Origin of the sequence: Sinorhizobium sp. 8-89 (assembly GCF_030124325.1) — a bacterium.
In the GTDB taxonomy this organism is placed as follows: Bacteria; Pseudomonadota; Alphaproteobacteria; order Rhizobiales; family Rhizobiaceae; genus Sinorhizobium.
The window spans coordinates 124,162-140,613 of the sequence record NZ_JASKLR010000001.1 but is presented as its reverse complement, the minus strand read 5'-3'; the positions used below and the strand labels follow the sequence as shown (position 1 = coordinate 140,613).

The 16,452-nt window shown below is 60.3% G+C and carries 13 protein-coding genes and 1 tRNA gene; 7 read left to right on the top strand and 7 right to left on the bottom strand.

Annotated features, from left to right (window positions below; all coding sequences use genetic code 11):
* Positions 1-111: 111 nt before the first annotated feature.
* Positions 112-1,707, bottom strand: a complete 1,596-nt coding sequence (locus QN219_RS00695) for an ABC transporter substrate-binding protein (protein ID WP_283997197.1) — start codon at positions 1,705-1,707, stop codon at positions 112-114.
* 539 nt (positions 1,708-2,246) lie between these two features.
* On the opposite strand from QN219_RS00695, the gene QN219_RS00690 reads away from it, so the two are divergent.
* The 3 genes from QN219_RS00690 to QN219_RS00680 all read left to right on the top strand — a co-directional run bounded on the left by QN219_RS00690 (position 2,247) and on the right by QN219_RS00680 (position 3,322).
* Positions 2,247-2,426, top strand: a complete 180-nt coding sequence (locus tag QN219_RS00690; protein ID WP_283997195.1) for a hypothetical protein — start codon at positions 2,247-2,249, stop codon at positions 2,424-2,426.
* A 182-nt stretch (positions 2,427-2,608) separates the two neighbouring features.
* The gene (locus tag QN219_RS00685) at positions 2,609-2,947 is read left to right on the top strand and encodes a helix-turn-helix transcriptional regulator (protein ID WP_283997193.1); all 339 of its coding nucleotides are present in this window, start codon (positions 2,609-2,611) and stop codon (positions 2,945-2,947) included.
* A gap of 171 nt (positions 2,948-3,118) precedes the next feature.
* Positions 3,119-3,322 (top strand): hypothetical protein, encoded by a 204-nt coding sequence (locus QN219_RS00680; protein ID WP_283997191.1) that lies wholly within the window; start codon positions 3,119-3,121, stop codon positions 3,320-3,322.
* Positions 3,323-3,358: 36 nt separating this feature from the next.
* Here QN219_RS00680 and rirA read toward each other — a convergent pair whose 3' ends face one another.
* Entirely contained in the window at positions 3,359-3,823 is a 465-nt protein-coding gene (rirA, locus tag QN219_RS00675) for an iron-responsive transcriptional regulator RirA (RefSeq protein ID WP_173510837.1), read from the bottom strand.
* A gap of 210 nt (positions 3,824-4,033) precedes the next feature.
* Between rirA and QN219_RS00670 the strand changes: the two genes are divergently transcribed.
* Entirely contained in the window at positions 4,034-5,059 is a 1,026-nt protein-coding gene (locus QN219_RS00670) for a Fe(3+) ABC transporter substrate-binding protein (RefSeq protein WP_405052081.1), read from the top strand.
* 161 nt (positions 5,060-5,220) lie between these two features.
* On the opposite strand, the gene QN219_RS00665 is transcribed toward QN219_RS00670, so the two are convergent.
* From QN219_RS00665 to QN219_RS00655, 3 genes are all read right to left on the bottom strand, one after another.
* Entirely contained in the window at positions 5,221-6,282 is a 1,062-nt protein-coding gene (locus QN219_RS00665) for a M48 family metallopeptidase (RefSeq protein ID WP_283997188.1), read from the bottom strand.
* Positions 6,272-7,396: a YjgN family protein gene (locus QN219_RS00660; protein WP_283997186.1), complete on the bottom strand. Its 1,125-nt coding sequence runs from the start codon at positions 7,394-7,396 to the stop codon at positions 6,272-6,274. Before QN219_RS00660 ends, QN219_RS00665 begins: the two co-directional genes overlap by 11 nt.
* Before the next feature lie 223 nt (positions 7,397-7,619).
* The gene (locus tag QN219_RS00655) at positions 7,620-9,116 is read right to left on the bottom strand and encodes a CoA-acylating methylmalonate-semialdehyde dehydrogenase (protein WP_283997184.1); all 1,497 of its coding nucleotides are present in this window, start codon (positions 9,114-9,116) and stop codon (positions 7,620-7,622) included.
* Between the two features lie 114 nt (positions 9,117-9,230).
* Here QN219_RS00655 and QN219_RS00650 point away from each other — a divergent pair, with 114 nt between their 5' ends.
* The gene (locus QN219_RS00650; protein ID WP_283997182.1) at positions 9,231-10,112 is read left to right on the top strand and encodes a LysR family transcriptional regulator; all 882 of its coding nucleotides are present in this window, start codon (positions 9,231-9,233) and stop codon (positions 10,110-10,112) included.
* A 167-nt stretch (positions 10,113-10,279) separates the two neighbouring features.
* The gene (locus QN219_RS00645) at positions 10,280-11,884 is read left to right on the top strand and encodes a calcium-binding protein (protein ID WP_283997181.1); all 1,605 of its coding nucleotides are present in this window, start codon (positions 10,280-10,282) and stop codon (positions 11,882-11,884) included.
* An 83-nt stretch (positions 11,885-11,967) separates the two neighbouring features.
* Here the strand turns inward: QN219_RS00645 and QN219_RS00640 are convergent.
* Positions 11,968-12,044, bottom strand: a tRNA-His gene (locus QN219_RS00640).
* Positions 12,045-12,292: 248 nt separating this feature from the next.
* Positions 12,293-12,742, bottom strand: coding sequence for a phasin (locus QN219_RS00635; RefSeq protein ID WP_283997179.1), 450 nt, complete (start codon positions 12,740-12,742; stop codon positions 12,293-12,295).
* 230 nt (positions 12,743-12,972) lie between these two features.
* On the opposite strand from QN219_RS00635, the gene QN219_RS00630 reads away from it, so the two are divergent.
* Positions 12,973-16,398 carry a PAS domain S-box protein gene (locus QN219_RS00630; RefSeq protein ID WP_283997177.1) on the top strand — a complete coding sequence of 1,142 codons (3,426 nt, stop codon included), beginning with the start codon at positions 12,973-12,975 and terminating at the stop codon, positions 16,396-16,398.
* Positions 16,399-16,452: the final 54 nt, after the last annotated feature.

The following is a 16,452-nucleotide window of genomic DNA, read 5'->3' as shown; positions in this document are numbered from 1 at the left end:
TCAAACCTCATGCCACTCGTGCCCGCGGACTCGCTTAAGCGGCGGCACTGGCAAAAAGGAAGAGGGGCGCTCGCCCAACGGCAAACGCCCCCTTCGGGTCAGTCGGTAAGATTACTCTACAATATCAACGCCGTCGAAAGCAAAGTCGCCGAGCGGGCTCTGCACGAAGCCTTCGACGTTCTTGCGCATCGGGACGATGGAGAGCGAGTGGTCGAGCGTTGCCCAGGGCGCTTCCTTCTTGAAGACGGCCTGAGCCTGTTCGTAGAGCTTGGTGCGCTCTGCAACGTCAGTTGCTTCCTTGGCCTTGGTCACCAAGTCATCGAACTCCTTGTTGCACCACTGAGCGCGGTTGTTGCCGCCCACAGCGTCGCAGCCAAGCAGGGTGTCGAGGAAGTTGTCCGGATCACCATTGTCACCGGTCCAGCCGAGAATCACCGCACCGTCGCGATCCTTCGCCTTGGACTTTTCGAGATATTCGGCCCACTCATAGGAGACGATCTCGACCTTGACGCCGACCTTGGCGAAGTCGGCCTGCATCAGTTCCGCAGCGCGGCGTGCGTTCAGCATGTACGGCCGCGCAACTGGCATCGCCCAGACCTTCATCGAGAGATCCTTGACGCCGGCATCCTCAAGCATCTTCTTGGCGACTTCCGGCTCGTAGGTATCGTCTTCGATGGTGTCGTCATAGGACCACATCGTCGGCGGAATCGGGTTCGTCGCCGGGGTGGCCTGACCCTGGAAGACGGCGTCGACGATCGCCTGCTTATTGATCGCTTTATTCAGCGCCTTGCGGACTTCAACCTTGTCGAAGGGGGGCTGCGTCGTGTTGTAGGCGAGATAGGCGACGTTGAGGCCGGCCTGCTCCATCACCTTGAGGTTCGGATCGGCCTTCATGGCTTCGACATCGGCCGCGTTCGGATAGGGCATCAGGTGGCATTCGCCGGCCTGCAGCTTCTGGAAGCGAACGGCTGCATCCGTAGTGATCGCGAATACCAGATCGTCGATCTTCTGTTTTCCGCCCCAATAGTCCGGATGGGCCTTGTAACGAATGACCGCATCCTGCTGATAGCCGACGAAGGCGAACGGACCGGTGCCGAGCGGCATCTGGTTAAGCTGGTTCATCTTGCCTTCAGCCTGCAGCTTGTCGGCATATTCCTTCGACATGATCGAAGCGAAAGGCATCGCCAGGTTGGCGAGGAACGGTGCCTCCTTGCGCTTCAGCTTGATCTTCACGGTCATGTCGTCGACCTTCTCGATCGACTCGAGCACATCCGGCAGACCCATGCCCGCGAAATATTCCCAGGAACCGCCGGTCACGTAGCCATGCCACGGATGGTCGGACTTCCACTGACGCTCGAGCGAGAAGATCACGTCGTCGGCGTTCAGTTCACGGCTCGGAGTGAAGAACTCGGTCGTCTGGAACTTGACACCCGGACGCAGCTTGAACGTGTATTCGAGGCCATCGTCGGAAATCGTCCAGCTCTCAGCAAGCCCCGGCTCGGTCTCCGTCGTGCCCTTCTTGAATTCGAGAAGGCGGTTGTAAACGGTATGCGCGGCAGCATCGAATGTCGTACCGGCCGTGTAGAGGCCGGGATCAAAGCCTTCCGGTGAACCTTCAGAGCAGTAAACGAACGTCTTCGACCAGGCGGAGCCGGCCATCAGCGTGGCAAGCGCCGTCGCTGCGAAGAGAGTAGTGAGCTTTTTCATGAGCTTGCTTCCCAGATTTGTTTTTTGTTCTCGTATTTGCCTGACGCGGAGTGCGTTTTACACCCGGTCAAGGGCGGATGGAACGACATTTGGCGTCGCAATGCAATAAGTCACTGCAGAAATTTGTCTATGCGAAAAATTCTTCCGCAAACAGAGCCTGCGCGACTGTCCACGACTTTCGAACACGACCTCGGTACCCCTCCCGCGGTGGCATCTTGCGCGGGCATTTACTGCCTGTGCCCAAGAATTGACAGCGCTTTCCGGCAACGATGCACCTGGCGCGCCAGAAAGACGCACCGTGGCGCGGGCTATTCGGCCTTCCGGGCAAGCGCTTGTCGCGGTTCGACATCGCGTGCAGCCTCCCCAAAATAGTGCGGTAGAAACGCAGCGCCCGGCGTGCAATAGAATGCACACGGATACCGGAGGGATATTCGGCGTGGATGAATTCCGTAGAGAGGGCTTCGCCGCCGACATGGAACTGCTGTCCATGTCATGTTGGCTGGCAAGCTGCCGCACGGCCATGGGGAGATAGCCGGCGCGTGGCGGACTTGGAGAAAAATCACAGACGATACGATCTTCACGAGGAGCTGGAGAGGGCTCTCAACCGCGTGGATTTCTTCCGTATTTTCCATACATTGGCGCTGCGTTTCGGCTTCGGGCATTTCGGCGTCCTGCAACTCGGCAACGAGAACGATCCTGCATACTTTCCGCTCGACTGATCCTCCACGACCTTCCCTCCGGCCTCGCCGAGGAATACGACAAACGTCACCGTTTCAGCGATTCCATAGTCTACAAGGCCTTGCATGCCTCGAATATCTCGTCGGTATGGCGGGCCGATGATCCGGTCCTCGGGTCAGGCCAGAATCTGCTTGCCCAACTCGGTTTCGAGCTTTTGCTTTGCGTGCCTGTCAGCACGGCAACGACCGGAGCGCGCTACGCTGTGCTCTTCCTTGGGGATGGCAAGGACGTCGGGCAGGCCGCGCACTACGAGCTATGCTACAGCGCGGCATCGGCCTTCGACCATTTCTATCGGGCAACACTCACCAACAAGGCTGGCATCGGCCTGACCCCCAGCGAGACTGAGATACTCAAGTGGATTTCCCACGGAAAAACGGCCAGTGAAATCGCCTTGATCGTCTCGGTCCCGGAACACACCGTGAATTCCCATACCGCGACGATCCTCAAGAAGCTCGACGTGGTCAACCGGACACAAATGGTCGCGAAAGCGATACGAGAATAAATTATCCAGTGAAGTTGCCGGCGCGCCGCCGGTAGATCCTGGCGCACATGCTCCCCGCATGCGCAGCCGATCAATCAGGGATGTGAACGGCCATGAAAGCGCACATCTTGCTCGTTGACGATGACCCTGCGGCGAACCTGATCCTCAGCGGACTGATCAGCAAACAATCTCGTGCATCCTCGGGGCGACTTCCGCGAGACCGTTCCCGCGCTGAGGCATCAGGGCTTCATTGGCCCGATCGGCGTCATATCGTCGTCGCCGGGCGACCCTTACTTCCAGAGCCTGGAAGAATACGGCGCGGACTTCCGCATCGACAAATCGGAAATCGATCCCACGGCTATCGAGTTCATTCTAAGGGAATACTTGCCGGACTAATCGCGGCCGCAAGGCACGGCCGCCATGACGCGCCAATCAGGCCGCCGTGGTCCGCACCTGTGCCGTTTCGTCAAGGCCCAGAAGGAAGTTGATCTGCGGTCTGGCCTTGACCAGATCGTCGATCGAATAGCCCTGAAGCACTTCGAAAAAAGCATTCAACGCCTTGCGCAGAGCCGAATTGAGGCCGCAACTATCCACCAACGGGCAGTCGATTTCACCAGCCTCGAAGCATTCCGCCATGGCAAAGCTGTCCTCGGTGACCTTGACGACGTCGAAGAGGCTGATTTCCGATGCCGGCTTCGGCAGTCGTACACCGCCATTGCGGCCACGCACCGTTTCCACCAGACCCGCTTTGGTCAAGGGCTGCAAAATCTTGAACAGGAACAACTCGGAGACGCCATAGGCCTTGGCGATCTCAGGGATGCGGCTGAGCTTCTCGCCGTTCGCTGCACAGTACATCAGCATGCGAACAGCGTAGTTCGTTTGCTTCGTCAGACGCATAATTCACTCCGGGATCGAGAAATTCATCTTTTCATCATATAGGACGGATCACAGTTTGGAACAATTCCAAAAAACAGCAAAAAATCACTTCTGGTTGACGGCCACCGTTTCGCTGTTGACTGTCCGTGCGCGCAGCGTCAGAAAGATGACCGATTTTGTTAAGTTACATGCAAAGCGAAAGCGGAGGGCAACATGCGCATGTCAAGATTGATGATCGGGGCGCTGTCGGTAACGGCGACACTATTTGCTTCGACGGCGCCCGTCTGGGCAGACGGCGAGGTCAACATCTATTCCTATCGCCAGCCGGATCTCATCCAGCCCCTGCTGGATGCCTTCACCAAGGAAACCGGCATCACCACCAACGTGCTCTTCCTTGACAAGGGTCTTGTCGAGCGCATCCAGGCGGAAGGGGCAAACTCCCCTGCCGACGTCATCCTGACTGTCGATATCAGCCGCCTCACCGAGGCGAAGGACGCCGGCATCACCCAGCCTGTAACGAACGAGACGATCAACAAGGACATTCCGGCACATTTCCGCGATCCCGAGGGCAACTGGTTCGGCCTGACGACGCGCGGCCGCGTCGTCTACGCCTCGAAGGAGCGCGTCGCCGAGAACGACATCACCTACGAAGAACTCGCCGATCCGAAGTGGAAGGGCAAGATCTGCACGCGAGACGGCCAGCATTCCTACAATGTCGGCCTCTTCGCCTCGATGGTCGCCCATCACGGCGAAGCGGAAGCGGAGAAATGGCTGACGGGTCTCAGGAACAACCTCGCCAAGAAGCCGGACGGCGGCGACCGCGACCAGGCGAAGGCCATTCTCGCGGGCGAATGCGACCTCGCCCTCGGCAACAGCTACTACGTCGGTCTCATGATGACCAACGAAAAGGAGCCGGAGCAGAAGGAATGGGCAGCGGCCATCAAGGTCCTGTTCCCGAACAGCAAGAACCGCGGCACCCATGTCAACATCTCCGGCATGGCCCTCGCCAAGAACTCGCCGAACAAGGACAACGCCATCAAGCTGATGGAGTTCCTGTCCGAAGGCGAAGCGCAGAAGATCTATGCCGAGCAGGTGTTCGAATACCCGGTGCTCGCCGGCGCCGAGCCATCCGAAATCGTCAAGTCCTTCGGAACGATCAAGCCGGATACGCTGCCGCTCGCCGACATCGCGGCCAACCGCAAGAAAGCGTCGGAACTGGTCGACAAGGTCGGTTACAACGACGGGCCGCAGGATTGAGCGGAGGAACCTCTACAGCGCCGCGCGTGTCAGTCAGACGCGCGGCGCTGTAGCTCTTTGAATTGCTGCATGTTTCCTTAAATCGACCACGATTCAAGGAAACACGCAGCAGACGGTGACACAACAGCGGGCCTGAACGCCCGCTGTTTTCATTTGCGCGACTATCGCGGCTGCGCCCGCAATTCGGCTATCAGATCCAGAATCGCCTCGCGCCGCTCCGGCGTGCCGGGATGCGTTGAAAACATGCTGGTTTCCGAGTGATCTTCGAGCTTCGTTTCAAGCAGTTGGAAGAAACGAGCGATCGCCGCCGGATCGCGGCCAGCCTTCATCATCAGTTCGACCGAATGCCGGTCGGCCGCAGCCTCCGCTGAGCGCGAGTGGGAAAGTGACAGGAGGCCGCCGCCTTGCACGAGCACGTCCTCGGCGCCGGAGCCGATATCGCCGGCGATCAGCATGATGAGCGCGGCAACGCCCGCGGCGCGGTAAATCTGCCGGAGACCGTGCTTGAGTTCGACGTGCCCGATTTCATGGGCGAGCACACCGACGATCATCTCCGTGTCGTTTTCGGCGAGTTCGACCAGTTCGTCCGTGAGGATCAGGGTACCGTCCGGCAAGGCAAAGGCGTTGGCGCCGATCGCGCCACCCTTGCGGAAGTTGAGCGTGTAGTCCTTTTCCCCTCCGCCGGAGAGCGCCGCTATAGCCCGGAAGCCCTCGAGAATCCTGCCGCGCCGTGCCTCGTCCAGCTCCGAGTCGCTCAGCACTGTCCTGTCCAGGGCCTCCAGCGTGCTCGCCGACATAATGCGAGGCACGACGGGCGGGGTGACGGCTACGGCGACTTCGACGAGGGCGGGCAGGGCGAAACGATAGATCAACGCGCCAAGGAGGATGGCAGCCGCGACGAAGGCGATCAGCCGCGGATGAAACCGCTCCATCCGGTAGATGATCCCTTCCCTGCCCCGCCCTTTCCGCGCGAGGAACCGATCGATCGCATCGTTGTCGCTTGTCTCGAAAAGCGATCCATCGGGGAAGATGATCCGACGCGGGACAGCGCCGACCCGCGGCGAAATCTCGACAGCCGACGATTTGCCGCTGCTGAGTGCCGCGCCTGTTTCGTCGTGCACGACCAAGCGCTCCCCAGTCTCGGCGAGCGTTGAGGGCACCGAACGGCTAGAACCGCCCGGATGCCACTCGCCAAGCGCAATTGCCGAATTGTCAGAAGCCAAAGTCGAAGCCTTCTATATCCATGAACTCCGCGCCGACCGGTGATCCCTCCTGCTGGATGGCCGAGAAAATCTCGCCGACGTCGCCCGCAAAACGGATAGCCGTGTGCTCGTTGACGTAGGTGGCCATGCGAACCGCGGCCCATGGCCGCATCAACCCAAGGGTTACCAGCGTGATGACGAAGTTCGACACCGCAATCCAAGTGTAGCGAACCCGCGAGAGATCGCTCATCAAGCGATGCTTGCCATCGAAGGTCGTGGCGGACCAGGCGACATTGCGCACCCCGGCACGGTAGAAGAGCGCCGCTGTCCCGAAGACGGCAAGCATAAAAACGTAGATGAGCACCGCCAGCATGCCGATTGAGGCTTGAAGCTCACCCGAAATCGAATCGGGGTCGTCGATCAAGGGCGCCATTGCGGTAATGTTGATTGCGAAGATAACTCCGATGATCAACAATCCCAGCAGTATCATCGCCGCCGAGAGCAGCCACGTCTTGTAGATCGCACCTACGGACGGATCGGTCGCAAAGGCTTTCCCTCCATAGCGCAGGTTGTTGCCGATGTACCGGTAGGACCAGCGGCTGGCTAGTGGCGCAAGGAGGCCGAGCGTCAGCGCCGCAAGCACCGGCCCGACAATGAAGGCCACAAACGCCCCGCCGGCCCGTCCTGCGAAGTCGAAGCGCACGTTGCGGTAGCTCGTAACCCGGGCGCTGAAACGCAGACCTCGGGCTAGAAGCCACGGCACGAAAAGGAAGAACAACAGGCCGAGCACGATGCCGGCGAGCGGCATGACAGTCAGCATCACGTTGTAAAAAGCGAGATACGCAAGCACGATCAAGCGGCCAATGAGGATTTGGCCACCCTTTGCGTGGTACTCGAAGCCACGGCCGAGCAGGACGGTGTTGCCGTAGAAATAACGGTTGCGGCGAACCTTCGCCCAGGCCGAATAAATGCCAAGAGTGACAATCGTCAGCAGGATATTGACGATCCAGATCCCGAAATATTCGCTGGCGCTGCCGCGAAAGGACAGGCGCTGGAAATCGCCAGCGGCCGAACGCCCGAAATTGTTGCGGCCGTCACGAAATGCCGGCGCCGTTGGTGGCTCGCTCAAGGCCATGATCTTCCCCCGTATCAAGCTCGAAACGCCAGCGCAGAGACATTGGCAGCGCCTGGCACAACAGAATGCATAGGTCCGGGAGCGACCCACTATCCCCCGAGAGTCCCCCGAGCCGCGAATCTTCGGACGATGCGCATTGGCACGTTAGTTGTACCACCGCGCGAGATGCAACAAAAAAGGGCCTCCGGAAGGAGGCCCAGACGGGAGGATCTTTCTTGTTTCCTCACTTCATCGTCGGGATGGAGAACTCGGCACCATCCTTGATGCCGGACGGCCAACGGGAGGTGATGGTCTTGGTCTTGGTCCAGAACTTGAACGAATCCGTTCCGTGCTGGTTAAGATCGCCGAAGGAAGAGGACTTCCAGCCGCCGAACGAGTGATAGGCGAGCGGAACCGGGATCGGCACGTTGACGCCGACCATGCCGATGTTGACGCGGGACGCGAAGTCGCGCGCCGCATCGCCGTCGCGGGTGTAGATCGCGACACCGTTGCCGTATTCATGCTTCATCGGCAGGGACAGCGCCTCTTCGTAGTTCTTCGCACGGACGACCGAGAGAACCGGTCCGAAGATTTCGGTTTTGTAGATGTCCATGTCCGGCGTCACGTGGTCGAACAGGCAGCCGCCAATGAAGTGGCCGTTCTCATAACCCTGCAGCTTGAAGTCGCGTCCATCGACGACGAGCTTCGCGCCCTGCTCGATGCCGCTGTCGATCAGGCTCCTGATGCGCTGCTCGGCTTCCTTTGTGACAACCGGGCCCATGTCGGCCTTTTCGTCCGTGTAGGGACCAACTCGCAGACTTTCGACCATCGGAACCAGCTTGTCGATCAGCCGGTTTGCGGTTTCCTCGCCGACCGGAACGGCGACCGAGATCGCCATGCAGCGCTCGCCGGCGGAGCCATAGCCGGCACCGATAAGCGCATTGGCAGCCTGGTCGAGATCGGCATCCGGCATGATGATCATGTGGTTCTTGGCGCCGCCGAAGCACTGGGCACGCTTACCGTTCATCGCGGCGGTGCCATAGACGTAGCGGGCAATCGGCGTCGAGCCTACGAAGGAAACGGCTGCAATATCCGGGTGCGTCAGGATTGCGTCGACCGCGCCCTTGTCGCCGTTGACGACATTGAGCACACCGGCCGGCAGACCGGCCTCGATCATCAGTTCAGCCAGACGAATCGGCACGGACGGATCACGCTCCGACGGCTTCAGGATGAAGGCGTTGCCGCAGGCGATCGCCGGGGCGAACATCCACATCGGGATCATGGCCGGGAAGTTGAACGGGGTGATGCCGGCGCCGACGCCGACCGCCTGACGGATCGAGTACATGTCGATGCCCGGGCCGGCGCCTTCGGTGAATTCGCTCTTCTGCAGGTGCGGAACGCCGATAACGAATTCGCAAACCTCAAGACCGCGAACGATGTCGCCCTTGGCGTCTTCGATCGTCTTGCCGTGCTCACGCGAAAGGATCTCCGCCAGCTCGTTCATATGTTCGTTGAGAAGCTGGACGAATTTCATGAAAACGCGAGCGCGGCGCTGGGGATTGGTGGCCGCCCACTTCGGCTGTGCGGCCTTTGCGCTTTCCACCGCTACTGCGAGTTCCGCCTCGCTTGCGAGCGCCACGGTCCCCTGAGCTTCACCGGTCGCAGGATTGAAGATGTTGCTCGTGCGGCCGCTTTTGCCGGCAACGCGCTTGCCATCGATGAAATGTCCGATTTCGTACATTGGATGCTCCTCCTGATCTTGATTGTGGCTGCATGATCGCACTACGATTTAGACAATTCAATTTCCGATATTCAGGAACCGTTGTGCAAAAATTAAAGCCCCTGGAGCTACAGCATGGACTGGGACGATGTCAGAGTGTTTCTCGCGGTGGCGCGAACAGGCCAGATCCTCGCTGCCTCGAAGAGGCTCGGCATCAATCACGCCACCCTCAGCCGCCGGGTGACGGCGCTTGAGGAAACCCTGAAGACGAGACTTCTCATCCGGAGTCCGAACGGCTGCGAGTTGACCGCCGAGGGGGAGGTCTTCCTTGCCGCCGCCGAGCGCATGGAAACCGAAATGCTCGCGGCGCAATCGCAGATCGGCCGGATCGATACGGCGATCGCCGGCACAGTTCGCATCGGCGCCCCGGACGGTTTCGGCGTCTCCTTTCTTGCGCCGCGCCTCGGGGCGCTGACCGCGCGCTATTCGGAACTGAAACTCCAGCTCGTTCCGGTCCCGCGTTCCTTCTCGTTGTCACAGCGCGAGGCCGACATCGCGATCACCATCGAGCGACCGGAACAGGGGCGTCTCGTTTCATCCAAGCTGACCGATTATACACTCGGGCTCTACGCATCGGCAGATTATCTTGCTCGCCATGGCACGCCGCGAACGATCGACGACCTCAAGGACCATCGCCGGATCGGCTATGTCGAAGACCTGATCTTCACGCCTTCGCTCAATTTCTCCGCCGAAATCATGCGAAGCTGGGACGCTTCTTTCGAGATTTCCAGCGCGACGGGGCAGACGGAGGCGGTCCGCTCCAGCGCCGGCGTCGGCATTCTGCACAACTACATTGCCCGCCAGGTGCCGGAGCTCGAACGCATCCTGCCGGAAACGACCATCCGGCGCGCCTATTGGACGACTTATCACGAAAGCGCGCGTGATCTCGTGCGCGTGCGCACGGTCGTTTCTTTTCTTCAGGAGCTTGTGACGGCGGAGCACCAGATCTTCGTATAGATGCAGCTGGTGCACGCGGGTGCGTTACCCAAATGGGCGATGTGACAGAACAATCCCGATCTGCTATTTAGAACAACCTAAAATTGACCACCCGCATATGAGAAATTCCATCCTTCACCCGCAAACTCAACGTTGAGCCGGGGATCGCCCCCGGCATGGGGGCACACATGGCCACTGTTACCTACAGCTTCCCTGGGGGAGTATATCCCAACCAATACAACCCGCCGCTCGTCGACATCGACTACAACGCCTCGTTCGGCGAGCTGGTCGACATGAGTACGGCCACGCGCTTGAGCACAAGCACGACGCAGGTCGTCTTCGGACTTGGCAACGGCTTGAAATTGAAGCTGGTCGGCACCGGATTCGCGTTCGACGCCAACGGACATGCTGTTGGCGGCATGATCTCCTCCATCCAGATTCTTCAAAACAATGGAACGACGTTGGTCCAGGCAATAAGCGGTCTGAGCGTGTCTCTCGAGCTGTTTCAGGATGCGGCCATCGGGTTCGATAACTGGGGCCTGGAGGATTGGCTTTTCAACAGAGCAGATACTTTCAACGGATCCGCCGGTGATGACTCGATGGAAGGCCGCAACGGCAATGACATCCTGAACGGCAACGGCGGCGACGACTTCATTACCGGAGGCGAAGGGGACGACACTTACAACGGCGGCGCCGGCTTCGACGTGCTCAGCTTCCAGGACGCCTACTACACTCCAGAAGCGTTTCGCGGCGTCAATCTCAACGCCACCACCGGGATCGTGAGCGACCCTTACGGTTTCTCCGAAACTTTCACGAGTTTCGAACAGTTTCGCGGCACGCAGTTCGCTGACATTTTGACGGGCTCGGCCGTGGACGAAGAGTTCATGGGCCTTGGAGGAAGAGACACGATCAACGGCGGCGGCGGCATCGACGCCGTGAGATACGACAGAGACGTTGATCGCGGCGGAAATGCCGGCGTCAACGTCAATCTCACCACTGGCGTTGCAAAGGACGGCTTTGGCAGTCAGGACACGCTGACAAGTATCGAGGACGTGCGCGGCACCATTTTCGCCGACACGATCGTCGGCAGTTCCGCTGCAAACTTTCTCAGAGGCGGCGCTGGCAATGACTCGATCAACGGCGCCGGCGGTTCCGATGAAATGCGAGGCGGTCAAGGGAATGACACCTACTTCGTAGACAGCACCGGCGACATCGTTGACGAAAGCGCCGATAGCGGCGCAGGCGCGGACACGGTTCGCTCGTTCATATCGTTCAATCTCAGCATTGCCACCGTCGTCCGTGGCAGCGTCGAGCACCTCGCCCTGCTCGGCACCAGCAACATCAGCGGCACCGGGAACAGCTTGAACAATGTCTTGAGCGGGAACTCAGGCAACAATGGTCTCAATGGCGCCGCCGGCAACGACCTCATCAACGGTGGCCTCGGCAACGATAGCCTGACGGGCTCTACCGGTCTGGACACGTTTTTCTTCAATACTGCGCTCAGCGCCACGACGAATGTCGACACGATCAACAGCTTTATCGTCGCGGACGACACAATCCGGCTGGAAAACGCGATCTTCTCCGCAATCCTCGGCACTGGCACGCTGACAGCGGCACAGTTCGTCAAGAACACGACGGGTTTGGCCGCTGACGCCAACGACCGCATCATCTACGAGAGCGATACCGGAAAGCTGCTCTACGACAGCAACGGAAATGCAACTGGTGGATCCGTTCATTTTGCGACGACAGGAACCAATCTTGCGCTTACGGCAGCCGATTTCTTTATCATCTGAGACGGACGTTCGCGCGGTTCAACGGTTTCGCGATCGGCCAAAGGCCTGCAATCTGAAGGGTGACGAATGGAGATGAGCAAGAATGGTACGGTTGGGTGGTCTCGAACCACCGACCTCAGGTGCCACAAACCTGCGCTCTAACCAACTGAGCTACAACCGCACGCGGATGCGACATGTGTCGCTTGGCGGCTCACATACGGGCACTCCCGCTGATTTGCAAGCCTTAACTTGTGATTATCCTGCAAAAAGACCGGATGGCAAGCCATCCGGTCTTCCGATGGTGCTCCTGCATGTTTCCTCAAATCGGAACCGATTGAAGGATGAAAACATGCAGCAACCTAAAGTGCGACAGCGAGCTTTGTGCGTCTGAAGAGACGCACGGCGCCGTAGGCGCGGCGATCTACCGGATCAGGCCTTCTTGAAGCTCGACATTGCCTTTTCGGCCGCTTCCTTGCCCGGCTTCGCAACGTTTTCCGCGACCTTCTTGGTCGCTTCCTGCATGGTCTTCGCCTGCTCTACGGCCAGCTCGGCCTGCTTGCGGATGAAGGTGGTCTGGAGTTCGACCAGTTCCGAAAGCGACTTCACGCCGAGCAGCGCTTCCATGTGCGTAAGGGAATTTTCCGCATTGGTGCGGAGCGCATCGATGGCCTTGAGACCGAGTTCGACGGTGCCGGTCTGAGCGCTTTCAAACGTCGCTTCGACGGTTTTCGTCGCTTCTTCGGCAGCGGTCTTCATCTTGGCGTAAGCTTCCTTCGACTGCGCGGCGCCCTTTTCGGCGAACTCGCGGAAGCTGTCGGTAAGCTTGGCCGGATCGAAGGAGGAAAGGGAAAATGCGTCGTCGGTCTTCTTGGTAGCCATGGTAAGCGCTCCTTGGTGTGGCCCTCTTAAGAGGCGCCGGTTTGTTACTGCCCCTCGTATAATCGAGTTCATTGTGCATTGCAACAAAAATTGTGCATTGCACAATCCAACTACTATTAACCTTGCGCGGCGAAAGGCGTTGTCGACCCCGCGCCTTAACTGGACCCTCGCAGATGGGCCGGGTATTAATAGAGTGTTAACGCGCAAGCGATCCGTCAATAGGCCTGCCCATGCCCGAGAGACAGTATCCTTTCATCGACATTGCCGTGCATGCACGGGTGCGGGATCATTTTGCCAAGGGGGATGCCTCTGTCCTGTTTTCGAAGGATCTCGGCGGGGTATTGTGGGCCAATGACCAGGGTGCGAGCCTGTTCGGCGTGGCATCCGTCTACGATTTCATCGATGCCGCCCTCGATCAAAACGATCTCTCGCTTCGCCAGTTGCGGGCGGCGGCAACGCAGCTCTCAGCCGTCGGCGACCGGCGGCAACTGCTGATCCGAATGTCCTCCGGATTCCGGCGCCTGCCTTTGAATGCGTCCGTGGAATTGATCCGCATCCGGCCGGGCGAAGACGCGGTCCTCTTCACCACACCGCATAACGGAAAGGCACTGACGACGGAGGAGCGGGCCGCCCGGATGATCGCGGGGCTCGATGGGCCAGACACGCACATGGCCGTGCTCGACAGTGACGGCGCGATCCTTGCGCAATCTTCCGGGTTCGATGAGTTGGGTTTGTCGGAAGAGGTTCGCCGCACACTCGTTTCCGATGTCGGGCGCGACAGGGACCGGCTGATCAAGCGCCCGGTCACGACAAAGAAGGGCGAACTGCCCGCTGCCATCGGCAAGGTCTCCGACCACCCGGCTCTGCATCTCCTGTTTGCCGTGGAAGCCGTCCTCGAGGATATCGACTCCGATGCGGCACCGGACGTAGCGGACGACGATGTGCCGTCGTCGATGGAAAGCGTCGACGAGCCGAACGCCGGTGATCTGCCGGCGATGCAGGAGCAATCGCTGCCGGAAGCTCCGGACACAGCATCGATGCCTGCGGACGCAGAGCAAGATGCGCCCGAGGGCGCGAGCCTTTCGGGTGAACAAGGCGTATTGGCCCTGGAGTCCGACGAAGCGATATCGGCGTCGGCCGAGCCTGCCGATCAAGACGAGCCTCCCGCAGTGCGCGAGCCAGCCGCCGTACCCGGGAAGCAAGACAACGCCGGCGGGGCTGACGCTCCCGGGTTCGTATTCACACCCGGCGGCCGAGCCGTTCGCTTCGTGTGGAAAATAGACGCGCAGGGACGTTTCAGCGAGATCTCGGAGGAGTTTGCGTCGGCCGTCGGCCCGAGCGCCGCCGATGTGATAGGCGAGACGTTTGCCGACCTCGCCACGCGCTATGATCTCGATCCCGACAACCGGATCAACGAACTCCTGCGCCGGCGCGACACCTGGTCGGGCAAGACGATCCTCTGGCCGATCGAGGGAACGAGCCTCAAGGTGCCCGTTGACCTTGCCGCCCTCCCCACCTATTCGCGGTCTCGTGAATTCGACGGCTTTCGCGGGTTCGGTATCGTCAGGGTCGCGGACGCGATCAGCGACGACAAGGCAAGCGGGTTGACGCTCGGCCGCACTGCCGAACCTCGGCCGACTGCCCCGGCCCAAGAGAGCGAGGCCGCCGAGGAGACGGTCGCGACCGGAGCAGAATCCGGTTCAGACGTCGCGGCCCCTGACGAGCCGTCCGGCCGCGATGAGAAATGGGCAGACTCCGACGCCGCAGCAACGGATTCGCCCGGCCCGGAAGATCCCTTCCGTGGCGAGCGTCCGGCACTGCACGTCGCCGAAGCACCGGAGCGCCCCTCGTCCAGCAAGATCGTGGATCTCGATGAGCGCCGGTCGGGAACGGCCGGAACGCTGACGCGAGGCGAACAGGCCGCCTTTCGCGAAATCGCGAGACAACTCGGCGAACATTTCGGCGCGCACGGAGAGAACGGGGAAATCGAGGAACCGGCCTCCACATCCGCACCGGCCAAGGAAACGCCCTCTCCCGTCGTCGTCGCATCCGGTACCGGCGACGCGAACGAGACGGAAGCGACCGTCGAGCAGAACGAGGCGGCGCCTTCAGCCGACGATGAAGCGCCTTCGACCTCGCGCATGCCCGTCGGCATGAGCAGCGAGATTCTTGACCGCCTGCCTCTCGGCCTTCTCGTCCACTATGGCGACGAGCTGCTGCATGCCAATCCGGAATTCCTGCAACTAACGGGATACGATGACCTCGCGAGCCTGTCGCGGGAGGGCGGCATCGACGCGCTCTTCGCCCACGCCGACGACTTGGTCGACAAGCAGCCGGAGGGGCAGCCGGAGAAGCAGCCCGACGGGACGATGACGCTGATCCGCCGGAACGGCCAGCTTGCATCGGTCAACGCGCATCTTCATTCGATCCGATGGGAGGGCAAAAGCGCGCTCATGCTCGCGCTGGCGCCGGTGAGCGGAAGCGAAGACGCACAAACAACGCGTGACGACGATATGGCGGCAAGCGAAGCAAGCCGCCTGCGGATGGAAATCGAGGAACTTCGTTCCATTCTGGAGACCGCGACCGACGGCGTCGTTATCCTCGGGCAGGAAGGCGACGTGCGGACGATGAACCGCTCGGCGAGCGCGCTCTTCAACTACGACGAAGACGAGATCCGGGGGAAGCCCTTTGCCGCACTCTTCGCCCATGAAAGCCAGAGGGCGGTGCTCGACTATCTGCAGGGTCTCTCCGGCCATGGCGTTGCAAGCGTGCTCAATGACGGCCGCGAAGTCATCGGCCGCGAGGCAAACGGAGGCTTCATCCCGTTGTTCATGACCATTGGACGGCTTTCTTCGTCCAATGGCTACTGTGCCGTCATCCGCGACATCACGCAGTGGAAGCGGACCGAGGAGGAATTGCGGAATGCGAAGCGCGCCGCCGAAACGGCCAATGCCCACAAGACGGAGTTCCTGGCGAGGGTGAGCCACGAGATCCGCACGCCGCTGAACGCCATCATCGGTTTTTCCGACATGATGGCGAGCGAGCATTTCGGCCCGGTCGGCCATCCCCGTTACATCGAATATGCCGGAGATATCGGCCGATCCGGCAGGCACGTGCTCGACATCGTCAACGACCTGCTCGACATCTCGAAGATCGAGGCCGGTGAGATGGACCTCGATTTCAGCGCCGTGGATATCAACGACGCGGTGTCCGAGGCGGTCTCGCTGGTGCAGCCGCAGGCCAACAGTCAGCGCGTGATCATCCGCACGTCGCTGTCGGCGTCTGTTCCGACGGTCGTAGCAGACGGCCGATCCATCAAGCAGATCGCGCTCAATATCCTGGCGAATGCCATCCGTTTCACCCCGTCCGGCGGCCAGATCGTCGTGTCGACATCCTATGAGGCGAATGGAAGCGTGATCCTGCGGATCCGCGACACCGGGATCGGCATGACGCGCAGCGAGCTCGATCAGGCGATGAAACCCTTCCGTCAGGTAACGACAGGCGGGCGCAAGCGTGGCGACGGCACCGGCCTCGGCCTGCCGTTGACCAAGGCCATGACCGAGGCGAACCGTGCGCAGTTCTCGATCAGTTCCACGCCGAACGAGGGCACGCTCGTCGAAATTTCCTTCCCATCGCAACGCGTCTTGGCGAACTGAGGACGAATGCTGTAAGGAAATGTTGACTCGCGGGAGCCAGTTTGCCGGCTCCCG